Source organism: Candidatus Williamhamiltonella defendens, assembly GCF_900699045.1.
GTDB lineage: Bacteria > Pseudomonadota > Gammaproteobacteria > Enterobacterales > Enterobacteriaceae > Hamiltonella > Hamiltonella defensa_A.
In genome coordinates, this window is sequence record NZ_CAADHL010000001.1 from 335,661 (window position 1) to 352,543 (window position 16,883).

A 16,883-nucleotide genomic window follows, 5' to 3' on the forward strand; every position below is an offset into this window, starting at 1 on the left:
TATATCGTAAAATAATTTTTATTATTAATAAATAAAATATTATTAATAATAAAAAAATTTTTTAAGATGATTCGATATCACATGTTTTTTGCCATAAAAAAAGCAAATTAATGAAAAAATCGAGCATGGTTTCAAAAATAAAAAACACCCTGAAATATATTTAGCTCAATTTCCAAAAGTCTCTAAGGAGATGCATGTTTTATAGAGCATATTTTAAATCGAAGCCGATGATTAAGGTCGTATACCCATTTTTTTTATTAGGAATTTCCCTGTTAGAGTCCTCTTTTTCGGGAGCCTCTGATCTATTACTCTATAAAAAAAACAGTGACAACAAAGTACAACTTGCAACACTTCAACAGGAAATTGCAAAAAAAGAAAAAACGGTTCTGGAGAAACAGAAAAAACAGCATCAATTATTGAGTCAATTTAAAAAAAAAGAAAAAGCGATTGAAAAACTGAAGCGAACATTAGCTCTTTCAAAAAACGCCGTAAATAAAATAAATGAAGAAATCGCTGAATTTTCAGAGTCTATTGATGCCTTAAAAAATACCCTAAACGCACAACAGTTGATGCTTGCTCAACAACTCGATTTTATTTTTAAGCAAGAAAAAACACACGGTGTACAATTTTTATTAAAAGGTGAAGAAAGCCACCTTTCTTGGCGGGTGCTTTCTTATATAGATTATTTGAATCAGGCTCGCGTTAACTCTGTTCAGGAGTTAAAAAATACTCAAATCAATTTAAGCGAAAAAAAAAGCATATTAATAAAGAAAAAAAATCAACAGAACACATTATTAGATCAGCAAAAAACACAACAGATACAATTTAAAAAAATACCGTGGGCACATGAAAAAATTTTATCATTATTAGAAGCCTCTATTAAAAAGGAAAAGAGCTCTCTTGACCATTTAAAATCATATGAAACACAATTAATAAATTCCATCCTCAAGGCACAACGAGCAGCTCACATGCGTTATGAATATGCAGACAAAAAAGGCAAGAAATCTCAACCTAATAATCGGAAGCATTTTTTCGTATCTCTCACCTTAGGAATAGGAGCACCCAAAGGGAAAATAAGCTGGCCAGTAAAAGGCACTCTGCTTCATCATTTTGGTGAATCACTACAGGGTGAACTACGTTGGAAAGGGATGGTCATTGACATAAATGAAGGTGAACCCATAAAAGCCATCGCTGATGGCTATGTTTTATTGGCTGATTGGCTACAGGGATATGGTCTAGTGGTAGTCATAGAGCATGGTAAAGGGGACATGAGTTTATATGGTTATAATAAAAAAATATTGGTTAAATTAAATACACAGGTAAAAGCAGGGCAACCCATCACGTTAGCTGGCAGCAGCCCTTTGGAAGGAAAACCTGCGCTTTATTTTGAAATACGTCGACAAGGTCAAGCTGTCAATCCACGGCTTTGGCTTAAAAAATAACAACGATTTATTATTCGTTTGATTATTTTATCGTCAATATTATTTGTTCACTTTTTTGATTACCTTATATTGTAATTTCAAATTATAATCATCAAGGATCTTAAATGATGTTTTTTAGCTCCACTTTCTTTGTTTTATTACTATTTGCAATACTGGGTCTAATCAGCAAAAACACGACGTTGAGCATCTCTGTAGTGTGCTTGTTTTTTCTGTCTTTTATTTATCCAAACTTGCTTTTTCCTTGGGTTGAAAAATATGCATTAAAAGCCGGGATCCTCATTTTAACTATCGCTGTGTTAGAGCCGATTGCCAGTGGAAAAATCAATGTGCGTGACATTTTTAATTCTTTCACTCACTGGCAATCCATCCTAGGCATTCTCATTGGTGTCTTCGTTTCTTGGTTAGGAGGACGAGGGGTTTCATTGATGAGTCATCAACCTTCAGTCGTAACAGGTTTGCTGGTGGGCACGATTTTAGGTGTGGCGTTTTTTAAAGGCGTGCCCGTGGGGCCTTTGATTGCAGCTGGGCTGCTTTCACTCGCACTTGGCAAGTTTTAATTTATTGAAAACGAAATGGGTCACGCATTAAACAAAAATAAGAACACAAGGTATCCGTCTTTTATTAATCATAAACGGCAATACGAGATAGTGCTTAGAAACCGCCAAAGCTTTTTACTAGTGGTTACAGGTCGATTAAATATGGGTGGGTGACACTCGTTTAAGCACAGATCCTCTGATTGGCGCTCAATGAGTGCAAAAGTTACTGGGCTAAGAACAATTATATGGCGTGTTTGAGATACCACAACAGGGTTAGATATCGATGCCTTGGCCGTGTTAGCAGGAGTTCTGAAAGCAACGAGTTGCTTGTTAATGTTGCTGCCACACTGGGATTCGTGGCACAATCTGCTAGATCGGGATAACCTTCGTTGGAGTGAATACAAACATTTTATTCCGACTCCTTATTGTATCTCTCATTTTCAAAAGATACTCTTATCTCCCCAAGAAGTTGCCTATTAGCGGCAAGGATCGTCACCTCATCTCCCACATAGGTATAAAACGGCTAAAATGGAGAGCGCCTATAGGGCATCCCACTTCAGAACAACAAACAATTTTGAATACATCGCTGAGCGTAAAAACGGGCACTTGGCTACTGACTGTAGCTCTAGGATGTGGGAAAGCCACTCTAGCGGGGATGTTTCTCTCACAATGTTTCGGTGTTTGTGGAGTAACAACACTGATAATCTGCGCTTCAAATTTTAAACAACCACTCTGGTAAAGAGATCATTTTTATAGCACCTGATACACTGTTGAATGACTGTCTTAAACATCAGGTAGACCACGTCAATTAGTTGGTGATTGTGATGAAGCAGCTTCTTTGCCTATTGCGCTCACATCAAAATTATTAGGCTATTTTCAGTTGATTTTTCTGAATACGACCATAGATGGCTATGAAGGCATAAGACATGCCTTTGTATTGAAATTATTTTCTCAGTTTCCAAAGGCACAATGGTTAACTTTAAACCAACCTATACGATGGGCAAAAAGTGATTCACGATAGCAGATGTGAACTGAAATAATGATTTTAAATAAAATCCCGAGTAAGCTCAAAAAGGGTCTACCCAAAAAAATCATCGCTTTTACGCAATCAGACGAGTTATCGCAACCTCGTTGTTTGCAAGCATTTTATAGGGTGCTCTCTGATGCCTATTATCGGACTTCAACAAAAGATTTACGTCGTCTTACAGATGCTCATGGGATGCATTTTTCGGCGATTTTATCCGGAGATTGTATTTTATCGGTTTTATAGTTAGTTGATGAAGAAGGTTTGGATGAGCGATTAGTGAGAAAGATTTGGGCTGGACATCGTCGTTCTCCCTGGAGTTTAGTTACCAAATCATTATTGACACACAGTGGGCAGTGGTAGGCACCTACATTATGCTCAAGACACATCAGTAGAATTACTATCATGGAAAATATCACCGACAAGGCATTTCTAAACAAATGATCTTATTGGAAATCACACGTGCAAAACAGGCAGGTTTGGATTTTATTTCTGTCAGTTTTGGTTATGAACGTAAATTAAGTGATTTTTGGAGGGCCTGTAGATTTACAGTGGTACGTATAGGATCTCACAATGACACCTGTACTGGTTGTTGCACGTTGATGGCCATATTCCAATTCAGCCCAGCAGGAAAGCTGCTTTATCAAGCTGCACAAAAACAAATGATTCGAGATGCCACTGATTAAAAGCAAACTTTCTATTTTTTTAGAAACGACAGAGGAGTCACAAGAACTAAATCAAGAAGATTGACGTGAGCTTGCAGGTTTTGTTTTTGCAAACCGCCCATTATCTGCAAGTTTAGAGTCATTATAACGTTTATTAAAACAACGATGCATCAAAAACGCTTGTTCCATTATTCATTTACATAAGTACTTAAAAAAACATATATCACAAAGTCACTCTATTAGATCCCTTGATTTCACTGGCCAAAAGTACTTATTGTCTATTTGCGAAATAAAGTCAATCACGCTGTATCTTGTTTAGATAAAGAGTAATTGACCGTCTCGGTGGAAAGCAAATAATTAATGTGGTTGATTATTTTCAAATTTTCTGTCTTGAACGGCCAATTCTCTTTACTAGATATAATACCGATGAGATACAAACAGACAATAGCTAAAAAAATCTCTTGATTACATCAAGAATTTATGTAGGGAAGTCAGAGATTGTCAAGGCGTAAACTTATCTAGCAGCAATCAGCGTCAGTGCTTTTTCAATACGAGCTAATGTTCTGGCTTGACCAATGGCGTGGATAGTCATATGTAAAGCAGGAGATTGAGCTTGGCCTGTAGCCGCAACCCGTAATGGCATCCCTATTTTTTCCATCCCTATTTCAAGTTCTTTTGCAGTACTTTCAATTGCATTGTGGATCTCTTCTTTTTCCCATTCAGAAAGAGTAGCTAATTTGATGCTCACCTGTGACAAAGGCTCATATGCCTGTGCTCGTAGGTATTTTTTCGCTGCATTTTCATTAAATTGATCGAACTCCTCATAAAAATAACGGCAAGATTCAGCCATTTCCTTCAAAGTTTTACAGCGATCGCCTAGTAATTTAACTATTGTGACCAATTCAGGGCCTTGAGCAGTATTGAATCCTGCTTTTTCAATATGCCACGCAAGATGTACCGCTACCTCTTCTATTGGCAAATGATTAATATAATATTGGTTTAACCAAAGTAATTTTGCTGTATTAAAACTGGCCGCGGATTTACTAACCGCCTCCAATGTAAAAAGCGTTTTCATCTCATCGACAGAAAAAATTTCTTGGTCACCATACGACCAGCCTAAACGAACCAAATAATTGAGTAGTGCTTGAGGTAGATAACCTTGATCACGATATTCCATGACACTAACAGCATTAAAACGTTTTGATAATTTTTGACCATTTTCTCCGAGAATCATAGAAACATGAGCATATTCTGGAATAGGTGCCTTCAACGCTTTTAAAATATTGATTTGCCTAGGCGTGTTATTAATATGATCTTCACCTCGAATCACATGAGTAATACCCATATCCCAGTCATCAATCACAACACAAAAGTTATATGTGGGTAAACTATCGCTACGACGAATAATAAGATCGTCCAATTCCTTATTGCTAAATTTAATTTCTCCGCGGATCTTATCTTTAAAAATAACAAAACCTTCTTCTGGATTACAAAAACGAATAACCGAAAGTGTTTTATCAGAGGGTGGATTTTGATAATGTCTACATCTCCTATCGTAACGAGGTTTTAAACCTTCCATCATCTGTTTTGTACGTAATTTTTCTAAACGTTCTTTACTACAATAACATTTGTACGCTGTTTTATTATTCAGCATGGATTCAATGACGCTATTGTAGCGATCCATTCGTTTCGTTTGGAAGTAGGGTCCTTCATCCCAGCTTATATTTAACCAATTCATGCCGTCCATAATCGCATCGATAGCTTCTTGAGTAGAACGTTCAAGATCAGTATCTTCAATACGAAGTACAAATTCACCATCCATATGATGCGCAAATAACCAAGAATAAAGCGCTGTGCGTACTCCACCTATATGAAGATCTCCTGTAGGGCTGGGAGCAAATCGGGTTTTTATTTTCATTAAGATTGATGCCTGTATTTCTTTATTTGAGCCGAATAGAAGAGATTTTGCTTGCTTTTAATAAAGTGATTCAAATGGATTCACTGATCCATGGCATATTTTTTTAATTTTTTACGTAGAGTGCCGCGGTTAATACCCATGATATTGGCAGCAATTGTCTGATTACCCTCAGTATATTCCATTACCATCTCGAGGAGAGGTTGTTCCACTTCATCTAATACCAAAGAATAAAGTTTGGTCACATTTTGACCGTTTAATTGAAAAAAATAATTTTTCAATGCCAGTCTTACTGAATCACGAAGAAGTGTTTGCATGGAATGATTTTCTATATTGGTGTTATTAGAAATGAATACGTCGTAATTTTTACGATATTCGAACATAACTCAGCTCTTTTGGATTGATATGAATTTTTTTAAAGGAACGACATAGTACGCATTTTCATCTAAAGAATAAAGAATCAGTTTTGAAAAAACGGCATTAAGTTTTCTTTATTGAGGATAAAATTTATTGACAAGCAAACAGTAAAAAGGCAAATTTCACGGATTTTAACTTATATTCAATCAATTTATTTGGGAGTTAGCTTTGGCCAATATCAAATCAGCGAAAAAACGTGCTATTCAATCTGAAAAACGTCGCAAACATAATGCCAGTCGTCGTTCCATGGTGCGTACTTTTATCAAAAAAGTATATGCCGCCATTTCTTCTAGTGATAAAAATGCAGCAGAGATAGCATTTCATCAAATGCAGCCCATTATTGATCGTCATGCTTGCAAAGGATTAATACACAAAAATAAGGCCGCGCGTCATAAATCAAACCTAATAGCGCAAATTAATGCAATGTTATGAGGATAAGCGTGTTGAAAAAGAGAAGAAGAGACGGTGGTGCATTCAATGTGCCTGAAAAGCCTATTTGAAATAATGACACACGAGGCCAGAACGAGGGAAAAGCGCAGTTAACGTAGACTAAATGCATACTTAAAGTGCGCTTTTGATGAAGGATAAGAAACAAACAAAAAGTTTCAAACAGGCACAGAGGTAATTTTTTTATTTTTAAGTCAAATGCTTAATGCCTTACCTTCCTGGCTTTTTAGTGTTTTTTGTTTTTTCGGTAAAAATACATTTAAAAGGCTATAACCTAAAACAGCAGATACCGTAGAGCCCAGTAAGATACCCAGTTTCTCATAGGTATTTAGTTTAAAATAGGAGCTGTCAAAAACCAATGATGCGATAAATATCGACATGGTAAATTCAATACTATAGAACACATAAACCGAAAAAATACATTTTAAATAAATTGAATTAGGTAATTTTGCAATCCCCGTCTTCACCGAAATCTAACTAAAAATGAAAATACCTAAAGGTTTACCTATTATTAATGCAGTAGAAGTGCCCAACGGTAGGAATGAAGTCAATCCTGAAAAAGAAACACTAGATAAAGAAACACCGGCGTTAGAAAAAGCGAACAAAGGTAAAATCAGATAAGCCACCTAAGGATGTAGCCGTGTTCTAATTTTTCTAAAGTTGAATATTTTGTGCGCAAAGAGATCATAAAACGAATCAGCAGTCCTGCTAAGATAGCTAGCAAAGCCATCGAAACAACGGAAATCTTAAACGTCAGCCAAGAAAGATTCTTCGTATAAAAAAGAGAATGATATTGATCACTATAAGATCATCACTAATACCAATAAAAATACTTTTAAACTATTAGAGAGACGATCTCTTAAAAGTGCCATCACGCCTAAAACAAACGCAATATATCTCTCTTTAGGAAGAGCCTATCCCTAATGAGTAAGCTCATCTGAACCTTAAACAACAAATAAATTATGACGGGTGCTAACAATTATCCTGGAAGCGGTAATTGCAGGGAATAGGGCTTTCTCGGGACCCACAAGAGAACCTTCTATTAATTCACGACTTCTAAGCCCACTAAAAAAGGGCTTATCAAACCATCATTAACCCAAATCAGTAAAGGTTTGCTGATATCTCATGTGGAAATTATGAATGTGATGGGGATATCAAGAAATGATTGATATAGATCTCGCAAAGGACTATTTGCCATCCTCATTGCAATGACGACCGCAATGATTAAAATCATTCCACCCGAGGATTTTAAGCTTAAAAATTGAAGAATGACATTCTTCATAAAACTCCTATTAATCAAAAAAATAAAAAGTGGCGATATTGACTGTTTTGACACAAACAGAATAAATCATGATTTATTAATGAGTTAAATCATCGAAAAATTTTTTCATACTTTCTAAAAACTTTTTAGTCTCAGGGGTATTTTTTTTAGAAGAAGTTTCACAAAAGCTTTGTTCTAGATCCCGTAGTAGCTGCTTTTGTTTTTCATTAAGATGAACAGGTGTTTCAATAAAGATCGTACAGAACAAATCACCTAGCGTCTTTTTTTCAGGTTTAATCCCTTTATTAGGGATACGAAAACACTGACCTGTTTGAGTTTCTGGAGGTATTTTTAATTTTATAGCGCCATCCAGAGTAGGGACTTCGATTTCTCCTCCTAGAGCAGCAGTCGTGAAATTAATAGGCACTTTACAGTATAGATTATTCTTTAAACGTTCAAAAATATGATGACGATCTACATGAATTTGAACATAAAGGTCACCACTGGGGGCGCCCATTTCTCCGACTTCGCCTTTACCGTTTAAACGGAGACAATCATTCGAGTCTATTCCCGCGGGGACTTTAACAGAAAATGTTTTTGGTTCTTCAACTTTGCCTTCTCCACGACATTGACGACAAGGATCTTTGATCATTTGACCTTGTCCATGACAACGAGGACAGGTTTGTTGTATTGTAAAAAACCCTTGTTGCATATGCACTTCTCCTACACCTCGGCAGGTCGTACAGGTCACTGGGCGAGTCCCTTGTTTAGCACCACTTCCTTTACAGGACTCACAGTGTACTAAAGTAGTGATATGAATTTCTTTGCTCGCCCCACGTACTGCTTCTTCTAATGTTAAATTGAGGGTGTACCTCAGATCTCTGCCACGTTGTGTTCTTTGCTGATGTCCTCCAAAAAAATCACTAAAGACATCATTAAAAACGTTGGAAAAATTTGAAGAATTGTGAAATCCACCGCGCATTCCACTCTGTTCAAAAGCCGCATGACCATGTTGGTCATAAGCCACTCGTTTTTGTTGATCAGAAAGAACTTCATACGCTTCTTTCATTTCTTTAAATTTTGTTTCTGCGTCTTTATCTTTATTACGATCGGGATGATATTTTTTAGCTAAGCGTTTATAGGCATCTTTAATGTCTTGCTCGTTTGCATTTTTAGTGATGCCTAAAATTTCATAATAATCTTTCTTACTCATTTTTTCCGCCTTGAGATAGCATACACGGGCGCAGAGTTTCCTCGACGCCCGTGATGGCTTTTAACGTAGCATTATTTAACGATTCGTAGGCATAAACACTCAGTGAACTTGACCTTAAGGGCAGTTATTTTTTATCTTTGACTTCTTCAAACTCAGCATCAACAGCATCTGCTTTTACATCGCTACTGTCGTTTTTTTCTGCATTATTAGAAGATGAATTTTGCTGCGATGCTTCCTCTAACTTGGCAGAAACCATCGTCAGTGCATTGGCTTTACTTTGTATGTCTTTTTTATCTTCACCTTTTATGGCGGTTTCTAATTCTTTTAATGCTTGTTCAATAGACGTTTTCTCTTCTGGAGACACTTTATCTCCTGCTTCCTTCAATTTTTTATTTGTACCATGTATTAAATGATCAGCATGATTACGGGCTTGAATTAATTCCTCAAATTTTCTGTCTGTTTCTGAATTAGATTCCGCATCCCGTACCATTTTTTTAATCTCATCTTCACTTAAACCAGAAGACGCCTTTATGGTGATCTTTTGTTCTCGGCCTGTGTTTTTATCTTTCGCTGACACATGCAAAATGCCATCTGCGTCAATATCAAAGGTAACTTCAATTTGTGAAGTACCACGAGGCGCAGGCTGAATGCCATCTAAATTAAATTGACCCAAGGATTTATTATCACTTGCTCGTTTACGTTCCCCTTGAAGAACATGGATGGTCACTGCAGATTGATTATCTTCAGCTGTTGAAAACACTTGGCTATGTTTCGTTGGAATTGTAGTATTTTTAGAGATTAAAGAGGTCATCACACCGCCCATGGTCTCAATACCGAGTGAAAGAGGCGTTACGTCTAATAATAATAAATCTTTCACTTCACCGGATAAAACACTTCCTTGAACAGCGGCTCCAATAGCAACAGCTTCATCAGGATTCACATCTTTACGAGGTTCTTTACCAAAGAAATTTGCCACTTTTTTCTGAACCATCGGCATACGTGTTTGACCCCCGACGAGTATGACATCATCAATATCAGAGACAGATAAACCGGCGTCTTGTAAAGCAACCTTCAACGGTTCAATAGAGCGTGACACCAAATCTTCCACCAGTGACTCTAGTTTTGCACGGGTTACTTTCATATTCATGTGCTTAGGGCCGGTCGAATCTGCTGTAATGTAAGGAAGATTCACGTCTGTTTGCTGAGTAGAAGATAATTCAACTTTTGCTTTTTCAGCCGCTTCTTTTAAACGCTGCATAGCCAAAGGATCTTTTCGTAAATCAAATCCTTGTTCTTTTTTAAATTCATCCACCAAATAATTGATTAAGCGATTATCAAAATCTTCACCGCCCAAATGGGTATCACCATTGGTTGCCAACACTTCAAAAGTTTTTTCGCCGTCTACATCATCTATTTCGATGATAGAAATATCAAAAGTTCCTCCTCCGAGATCATAAACAGCAATGGTGCTATTCCCTTTTCCCTTATCTAAACCGTAGGCAATTGCCGCCGCAGTGGGTTCATTAATAATGCGCTTGATTTCTAAACCAGCGATCCGGCCTGCATCTTTAGTGGCTTGACGTTGCGCATCATTAAAATAAGCAGGCACAGTAACCACGGCTTCTGTAACGCTCCCGCCCAAATAATCTTCTGCGGTTTTCTTCATTTTTTTCAATACTTCAGCCGAAATTTGAGGAGGCGCTGTTTTTTGCCCTTTCACGCTGAGCCATGCGTCGCCATTATTTGCTTCAATAATATCAAAGGGCATAATATCCTTATCGCGCTGTGTTTCTTCGTCTGAAAATTTTCGACCCACCAAACGTTTGATCGCAAAAAAAGTATTTTTTGCATTGGTCACCGCCTGACGCTTGGCAGGCTGACCAACAAGTGTTTCACCATCTTGTGTATAAGCAATAATAGAAGGCGTTGTACGATCACCTTCACTGTTTTCGAGTACACGAGGCTTACTACCGTCCATAATAGCAACACAAGAATTGGTGGTACCTAAATCAATTCCGATAATTTTAGTCATCTAACATCTCTCCAGTCAAAAGCATCATTTATAAATTTACTTACGAATATGTGGGCATGTTGTTTATTTTCAACTATCTATTTTAAATTAGGTGGTTTGTCTGCAGATACAGACGACTTAGTTCTTCTAAAAGAATCCATAATTTCTTTTTTAGCCGCCTCGGCATTTTCCCAACCTTTAATTTTGACCCATTTCCCTTTTTCTAAATCTTTATAATGCTCGAAAAAATGTTTAATCTGTGTCTTTAGCAATTCGGATACGTCATGTATATCTTGAACCGCTTCATATTCTTTGGTCAATTTACTATGCGGAACGGCAATGACCTTAGCATCTTGACCGGCATCGTCTGTCATCCTGAGCATGCCCACTGGCCGGCAACGTATAACTGATCCTGGACACAATGGATGAGGAGTAGGCACTAATACATCCACCGGATCACCATCCAAAGATAAGGTCTGGTTAATGTAACCATAATTACAGGGGTAAAACATGGCCGTGGACATAAAACGATTCACAAACAATGCCCCCGTTTTTTTATCCACCTCATATTTAATCGGATCAGCATGAGCGGGGATTTCAATCACAACATAAATATCTTTAGGCAAATTTTCACCCGCATCGACAAGATCTAAATTCATAATGACTTATTCCTTTTTTGTAAAAAATAAAAACTGGACCCTACTAGTTAGGCAATGCCTTTCAAATTACCTTCATACCCCTTATGCGAAAAATTCTCATGAGGAGCCCTATCAAAACAAACGATTTAAACAATTTAAATTATTTAATGCAGCACCGAATGGGCTTCTATTATCCTAGGATAATTAAAAGTTGGGCACTTTAAAATTAGTCAACTCCTACTGTGTTTTCCCTACAGAACTGATTTCAGGGATGGTATAAATCCCAGTTGAGATATTTTCTATCAAACGTACACTATTAATGTCTTGAGTAATCGCCTGTGATGCAATGCGCCCTTGATCGTAGGCGACTGAAGCCAAACTAGGATATCCAATTACATCTCCAACAGTATAAATATGAGACAGGGCGGTCTGATATAGACTACTGACTTACAAAAATCTTCGTTCATCTGTGCTTAAACTAATATTTTCAAGTAATAATTCCTTGGTGTTGCCCGTACGCCTATTAGCATAAAATAGACAAGCTGCCTTTACTTTCTTCCCTGATTTTAAATAAACAACGACGCCTTGATCCAAGCCTGCAATTAAATCAAACTCTTTATTATGCTTGATCACCACCCCGTTATTGCAAAAATGATAAGAGAGCGTATCTAAAATTTCTTGATTAAGAAAAGCCAACAAATGGTTTCAAGTATTAATAAAATCAATCTTCACGTCTAAATCTCTAAAAATAGAACCATACTCAGAATCTATCATCCCTGCTCCGTAAATAATAATATGCTTTGGCTGCTGTTCTTCTTTTAATTCCAAAATGGGGTCGCGGTCATAAATTCTGGGATATGTAAAATCAATACTTTCTAAATGATAAAAACGAGATCTTATCGCAATCAAAATATGATCAGAACTTATAGTATCTAAGTAATATCTGGTAGAATAACATTAAGTTTATATAGATTCATAAAACAGGCATGACCAAAAAACAGATAACCATGATTGCGCTGATAAACATTAAATCGCATGGAGACAGACTTACTTATAAATGACATGATTCGGATGTTCTAAAATATGATAAAAATAGGAATGAATGCTTTGAAGGTGAACACTGTAAAGCGGGTTAGTGATTAAATTAAATAATACGGCTGATAACATGACGCAAGGCTTTCGAATGGATTGTGCCAGAATGAGTGTAGCCTCCTCCGACATTTTTATAGCGTTCAATGACAGCGACAGACTACCATTTTTTTACAAGGCTCATGGCCGTGCCATCACCGCCAGGACCTGAGCTAATGACAACGATATCAAAATTAAAATGTGTTTTCATCATTTTAAAACCCTATGGTTCTTGCCAAAATAAATTCTTTAAATATTAAGATTATTTAGGATCATTTTTTCGATACCCAAATTAAAGACAGGCTTTATAATTATTTTAGTGTACTAAAGTGCATGAAGATAACGAAATACTGGTTTTTAAAAACAAGGTTTTTCAAAAAATTTATTGAATATTTGGTGAATATAATGGGCGTCAGAGCAGAACAAAAAGAAAGGACACGTCGTTCTCTTATTGAAACGGCTTTCAACCAACTTAGTTCTCAGCACAGTTTTTCTAACCTCAGCCTCAGGGAAATATCTAGGGAAGCCGGTATTGCCCCAACCTCTTTTTATTATCATTTTCGAGATGTGAACGAACTAGGTTTAACAATGGTTGATGAAAGTGGATTGATGCTAAGACAATTAATGCACCAAGTACGTCAGCGTATCGATAAAGGAGGCAGTGTAATCCGTACTTCAGTTTCAACTTTTATGGAATTTATTGGTAATAATCCTAATGCATTTCGTTTATTGTTACGCGAACGCTCAGGTACATCCGCCGCCTTTCGGGCCGCCGTTACACGAGAAATTCAGCATTTTATTGCTGAATTGGCTGATTATTTAGAATTTGAAAACAATATGTCTCGTCGTTTTATAGAAGCAAAGGCAGAAGCCATGGTGAGCATTGTATTTAGTGCAGGGGCTGAGCTGCTGTATTTGGAAACTGAACAAAAACATAAATTAAAAAAACGGTTGATCTTACAGCTGAGCATGATCGCTAAAGGCGCTGATCATTTGTATAAACCTGAAAAATCTTAAATGAGAGGTAATTTTTAAAATGTTTTTGTTAAAAATTTTTTAAAAATTATAAATTCTATCATTATTAATGATATCCCATTTTTGGATTTTAAGTATGTGATAAATTATTTTTAACTTAAATTGATTTAATATAAATATTTTTAAATATAAATTTATTAAAATTTTATATGGATTAGAAAATCAATGAATTGAGTAATAGTAATCAATAACAACTTTTAATTAATATATTAAACTCATGATTTTTTCTTTTTTCATAAAAGAGTGTAAACTCCTTCTTGGTATTATTATTAGAAGCAAAATATTTTTAAATTTAAAACAAGAGAGAATTCACATTGTTGTGAACAATATAATAAGTCATTTGCAATATCAACTTGGATAAGTTGATATTCATCAAATCATTATTGATTTATTATTCTATTAAATTTTATCAATCATCTTACTATCCTGTGATTGTAAAAGAGGTGTAATATTCTTATCATAAAAAGGAACTATCACATATGACATCATTAATAAAAATCATATTAATTACATTTTCTTTTCTATTTACATTAAACGTTTCAAGTGCTGAAAAATCACTGATTGTAGCGATAGATACGGCTTTTGTTCCGTTTGAATTTAAGCAGGGCGATAAATATGTCGGTTTTGATATTGACATTTGGGATGCTATCGCCAAAGCGCTTAAGTTAAATTATACTCTCAAGCCGATGGATTTCAGTGGTATTATTCCTGCTTTACAAACCAAAAATGTTGATCTGGCTCTTGCAGGAATCACTATTACGGAACAGAGGAAAAAAGCAATAGATTTTTCTGATAGCTATTACAAGAGCGGCTTATTGGTCATGGTGAAAAGCAATAACGATAAAATCAAGAATGCCGAAGATTTAAACGATAAAATCGTTGCAGTTAAAAGTGGCACAGGATCTGTCGATTACGCAAAAGCGAACATTAAAACGAAAGATTTGCGTCAGTTTCCTAATATTGATAACGCCTATCTGGAACTAGGCACGGGGAGAGCAGATGCTGTTTTATATGATGCGCCGAATATTTTATTCTTTATTAAAACTGCAGGTGATAAAAAATTTAAAGCAGTGGGTGAAATACTCGAATCACTACAGTACGGCATTGCTTTTCCCAAAGGCAGTATACTTCGTGCAGAAGTGAATGTGGCTTTAAACACGATCCATAATAATGGAACTTACCGCGCCATTTATAAAAAATGGTTTAATACAGAACCCAATTGATTAATTTCTCAATTCTTTATCAGGAGAATTCCGATGCAGTTTGAATGGAGTGTTATTTGGCCCGCTATGCCAATCTTGCTTCAAGGTGCCAAGTTAACGCTTTGGATTTCTATTCTCGGCTTACTTGGCGGCCTTATTATCGGAGTAATTGCTGGCTTTACTCGCGCTTATGGAGGAAAGATCAGCAGTAACGTCGCTTTAATATTTATAGAGCTAATTCGTGGAACCCCTATTGTTGTTCAAGTGATGTTTATATATTTTTCCCTTCCTATGATGATCCCAATACGCATCGATCCTTTTACCGCGGCTGTTGTAACTATCATGATTAATTCTGGGGCTTACATTGCAGAGATTACGCGTGGTGCCGTGCTGTCTATTCATAAAGGTTTTCGAGAGGCCGGTCTAGCTTTAGGTTTATCGAGGCGAGATACACTCAGATATGTCGTTGCTCCGTTAGCACTGCGTAGAATGCTACCTCCTTTAGGGAATCAATGGATTGTTAGTATTAAGGATACTTCTTTATTTATCGTGATTGGTGTTGCTGAGTTGACACGTCAAGGACAAGAAATCATTGCGGGCAACTTTCGTGCTATGGAAATATGGAGTGCAGTCGCGGTGATGTATTTGATTATCACCTTAACACTAGGTTTTGTCCTACGTAGACTGGAAAGAAAACTGAAAATAATATGATAAATTTTAAAAACGTTTGTAAACACTTTGGCCAAACTGAGGTTCTTCACAATATCAATTTAAATATCAAAATTGGGGAAGTGGTCGTCATTATTGGCCCATCAGGTTCAGGGAAATCCACTTTACTACGTTGCATCAACAAATTAGAAGTCATTACTTCAGGTCAATTGATTGTAGATGATTTAGATGTCAACGATCCTAAAGTAGATGAGCGCCTTATTCGTCAGGAAGCAGGCATGGTTTTTCAGCAATTTTATTTATTCCCTCATCTCACCGCTCTTGAAAATGTCGCTTTTGGGCCAACCCATATCCGAGGGGCCACTAAAAAAGAGGCAAAAAAGCTGGCACATGAACTTTTAAAAAAAGTCGGTTTATCAGAACGTTCTCATCACTACCCATCAGAGATTTCAGGCGGCCAACAGCAACGTGTAGCAATTGCTCGGGCTTTAGCTGTGAAACCTAAATTAATGCTTTTTGATGAGCCTACCTCCGCATTGGATCCTCAATTGCGTCACGAAGTACTAACGGTTATAAAAGATTTAGCCGAAGAGGGCATGACCATGGTCATAGTCACTCATGAAGTTAACTTTGCGCACAAAGTAGCCTCTCGCCTTATTTTTATTGATAAAGGCCGCATCGCTCAAGATGGAAATCCGAATACTCTTATATCTAATCCTCCTAGTGAGAGATTACGTGAATTTTTACAGCATCATGTCACCTAATCATATTACAGAATCATTTTACTCAGCATGAATACCTTGAGTGCATAAATTTTTTTATTATGTGAAAAGTCAGCTTCATTGCTCAAGTCTATCAATAAATGGAGTAGACGGGTAAAACCTTTAGAGATGCTGCTCCTCATGAGTTAGAAAAATATCATTTAAACAAAGCCCTGTTTGAAGAAGTAAAGACGTATTTATCAGAATGTGGGCTATTTATCAAACGGCGGAGTATTGTCGATGACACGATAATTCAGCACCCAGTTCAACTCAAAATCAAAAAAATAACTGCGAGCATGAAATAAAAAAGCCACTCATAAAGGCAATGAGTGTTATGTTGGTATGAAAGCGCCTATGGGTAGGGATGCCGAGAGTGATTTGGTGCACATTCGCTGCTCGTGATCAGAACCTCGGTTTATGTGGCCGAGCTCACCCAGGCTTACCATATTTATTTTTCACGAAGCGGAAGAGTTTATCCACTGAGATACCGGTAATAAAGGGGTAATGGGCTGCAGAACA

The 16,883-nt window shown here is 36.7% G+C and carries 16 protein-coding genes and 2 pseudogenes; 11 read left to right on the forward strand and 7 right to left on the reverse strand.

Going from position 1 to position 16,883, the window contains the following annotated elements:
• The first annotated feature begins 227 nt into the window (after nt 1-227).
• From envC to CICURV3402_RS01610, 6 genes are all read left to right on the forward strand, one after another.
• A complete protein-coding gene (envC, locus tag CICURV3402_RS01590; protein WP_235667577.1) occupies nt 228-1,442 on the forward strand; it encodes a murein hydrolase activator EnvC in 1,215 nt (404 codons plus the stop codon).
• Nucleotides 1,443-1,546: 104 nt separating this feature from the next.
• A complete protein-coding gene (locus tag CICURV3402_RS01595) occupies nt 1,547-1,999 on the forward strand; it encodes a DUF441 domain-containing protein (RefSeq protein WP_158379570.1) in 453 nt (150 codons plus the stop codon).
• Nucleotides 2,000-2,272: 273 nt separating this feature from the next.
• The gene (locus CICURV3402_RS07820; protein WP_487249577.1) at nt 2,273-2,458 is read left to right on the forward strand and encodes a tRNA(Met) cytidine acetyltransferase TmcA domain-containing protein; all 186 of its coding nucleotides are present in this window, start codon (nt 2,273-2,275) and stop codon (nt 2,456-2,458) included.
• Nucleotides 2,459-2,858: 400 nt separating this feature from the next.
• Complete coding sequence (locus tag CICURV3402_RS01600; protein WP_235667608.1) at nt 2,859-2,999, forward strand: tRNA(Met) cytidine acetyltransferase TmcA; 141 nt, start codon at nt 2,859-2,861, stop codon at nt 2,997-2,999.
• Between the two features lie 18 nt (nt 3,000-3,017).
• Complete coding sequence (locus CICURV3402_RS01605) at nt 3,018-3,248, forward strand: hypothetical protein (RefSeq protein WP_158379572.1); 231 nt, start codon at nt 3,018-3,020, stop codon at nt 3,246-3,248.
• 194 nt (nt 3,249-3,442) lie between these two features.
• Nucleotides 3,443-3,688 (forward strand): GNAT family N-acetyltransferase, encoded by a 246-nt coding sequence (locus tag CICURV3402_RS01610; RefSeq protein ID WP_158379573.1) that lies wholly within the window; start codon nt 3,443-3,445, stop codon nt 3,686-3,688.
• A 493-nt stretch (nt 3,689-4,181) separates the two neighbouring features.
• Here CICURV3402_RS01610 and gltX read toward each other — a convergent pair whose 3' ends face one another.
• Both gltX and fis read right to left on the reverse strand, forming a co-directional pair.
• Nucleotides 4,182-5,585 carry a glutamate--tRNA ligase gene (gene gltX / locus CICURV3402_RS01615; RefSeq protein ID WP_158379574.1) on the reverse strand — a complete coding sequence of 468 codons (1,404 nt, stop codon included), beginning with the start codon at nt 5,583-5,585 and terminating at the stop codon, nt 4,182-4,184.
• 80 nt (nt 5,586-5,665) lie between these two features.
• Nucleotides 5,666-5,965: a DNA-binding transcriptional regulator Fis gene (gene fis, locus CICURV3402_RS01620; RefSeq protein ID WP_158379575.1), complete on the reverse strand. Its 300-nt coding sequence runs from the start codon at nt 5,963-5,965 to the stop codon at nt 5,666-5,668.
• Nucleotides 5,966-6,167: 202 nt separating this feature from the next.
• Between fis and rpsT the strand changes: the two genes are divergently transcribed.
• On the forward strand, nt 6,168-6,431 hold the full coding sequence (rpsT, locus tag CICURV3402_RS01625) for a 30S ribosomal protein S20 (protein ID WP_158379576.1): 264 nt from the start codon (nt 6,168-6,170) through the stop codon (nt 6,429-6,431).
• Between the two features lie 209 nt (nt 6,432-6,640).
• Here rpsT and CICURV3402_RS07460 read toward each other — a convergent pair.
• The 5 genes and pseudogenes from CICURV3402_RS07460 to CICURV3402_RS07465 all read right to left on the reverse strand — a co-directional run.
• Nucleotides 6,641-7,728, reverse strand: a pseudogene (locus CICURV3402_RS07460) (Na+/H+ antiporter NhaA).
• Nucleotides 7,729-7,804: 76 nt separating this feature from the next.
• A complete protein-coding gene (gene dnaJ / locus CICURV3402_RS01640; RefSeq protein WP_158379577.1) occupies nt 7,805-8,920 on the reverse strand; it encodes a molecular chaperone DnaJ in 1,116 nt (371 codons plus the stop codon).
• 124 nt (nt 8,921-9,044) lie between these two features.
• Nucleotides 9,045-10,952: a molecular chaperone DnaK gene (dnaK, locus tag CICURV3402_RS01645; protein WP_158379578.1), complete on the reverse strand. Its 1,908-nt coding sequence runs from the start codon at nt 10,950-10,952 to the stop codon at nt 9,045-9,047.
• Nucleotides 10,953-11,029: 77 nt separating this feature from the next.
• Nucleotides 11,030-11,590, reverse strand: a complete 561-nt coding sequence (gene ppa, locus CICURV3402_RS01650) for an inorganic diphosphatase (protein ID WP_158379579.1) — start codon at nt 11,588-11,590, stop codon at nt 11,030-11,032.
• Between the two features lie 219 nt (nt 11,591-11,809).
• A pseudogene (locus CICURV3402_RS07465) lies at nt 11,810-12,361 on the reverse strand (FAD-dependent oxidoreductase); the annotation flags it as partial.
• Nucleotides 12,362-13,102: 741 nt separating this feature from the next.
• On the opposite strand from CICURV3402_RS07465, the gene fabR reads away from it, so the two are divergent.
• The 4 genes from fabR to glnQ all read left to right on the forward strand — a co-directional run bounded on the left by fabR (nt 13,103) and on the right by glnQ (nt 16,367).
• Nucleotides 13,103-13,714 (forward strand): HTH-type transcriptional repressor FabR, encoded by a 612-nt coding sequence (gene fabR, locus CICURV3402_RS01665; RefSeq protein ID WP_187306914.1) that lies wholly within the window; start codon nt 13,103-13,105, stop codon nt 13,712-13,714.
• 497 nt (nt 13,715-14,211) lie between these two features.
• Nucleotides 14,212-14,955, forward strand: a complete 744-nt coding sequence (gene glnH / locus CICURV3402_RS01670; RefSeq protein WP_158379581.1) for a glutamine ABC transporter substrate-binding protein GlnH — start codon at nt 14,212-14,214, stop codon at nt 14,953-14,955.
• Nucleotides 14,956-14,988: 33 nt separating this feature from the next.
• Nucleotides 14,989-15,645 (forward strand): glutamine ABC transporter permease GlnP, encoded by a 657-nt coding sequence (gene glnP / locus CICURV3402_RS01675; RefSeq protein WP_158379582.1) that lies wholly within the window; start codon nt 14,989-14,991, stop codon nt 15,643-15,645.
• Nucleotides 15,642-16,367, forward strand: a complete 726-nt coding sequence (gene glnQ, locus CICURV3402_RS01680) for a glutamine ABC transporter ATP-binding protein GlnQ (protein WP_158379583.1) — start codon at nt 15,642-15,644, stop codon at nt 16,365-16,367. Before glnP ends, glnQ begins: the two co-directional genes overlap by 4 nt.
• The last annotated feature ends 516 nt before the right edge of the window (nt 16,368-16,883 follow it).

Coding starts and splice junctions, on each gene's coding strand:
- envC (WP_235667577.1), top strand. CDS start 228: ATGATTAAGGTCGTATACCCATTTTTTTTATTAGGAATTTCCCTGTTA.
- CICURV3402_RS01595 (WP_158379570.1), top strand. CDS start 1,547: ATGATGTTTTTTAGCTCCACTTTCTTTGTTTTATTACTATTTGCAATA.
- CICURV3402_RS01605 (WP_158379572.1), top strand. CDS start 3,018: ATGATTTTAAATAAAATCCCGAGTAAGCTCAAAAAGGGTCTACCCAAA.
- CICURV3402_RS01610 (WP_158379573.1), top strand. CDS start 3,443: ATGATCTTATTGGAAATCACACGTGCAAAACAGGCAGGTTTGGATTTT.
- gltX (WP_158379574.1), bottom strand. CDS start 5,585: ATGAAAATAAAAACCCGATTTGCTCCCAGCCCTACAGGAGATCTTCAT.
- fis (WP_158379575.1), bottom strand. CDS start 5,965: ATGTTCGAATATCGTAAAAATTACGACGTATTCATTTCTAATAACACC.
- dnaJ (WP_158379577.1), bottom strand. CDS start 8,920: ATGAGTAAGAAAGATTATTATGAAATTTTAGGCATCACTAAAAATGCA.
- dnaK (WP_158379578.1), bottom strand. CDS start 10,952: ATGACTAAAATTATCGGAATTGATTTAGGTACCACCAATTCTTGTGTT.
- ppa (WP_158379579.1), bottom strand. CDS start 11,590: ATGAATTTAGATCTTGTCGATGCGGGTGAAAATTTGCCTAAAGATATT.
- fabR (WP_187306914.1), top strand. CDS start 13,103: ATGGGCGTCAGAGCAGAACAAAAAGAAAGGACACGTCGTTCTCTTATT.
- glnH (WP_158379581.1), top strand. CDS start 14,212: ATGACATCATTAATAAAAATCATATTAATTACATTTTCTTTTCTATTT.
- glnP (WP_158379582.1), top strand. CDS start 14,989: ATGCAGTTTGAATGGAGTGTTATTTGGCCCGCTATGCCAATCTTGCTT.
- glnQ (WP_158379583.1), top strand. CDS start 15,642: ATGATAAATTTTAAAAACGTTTGTAAACACTTTGGCCAAACTGAGGTT.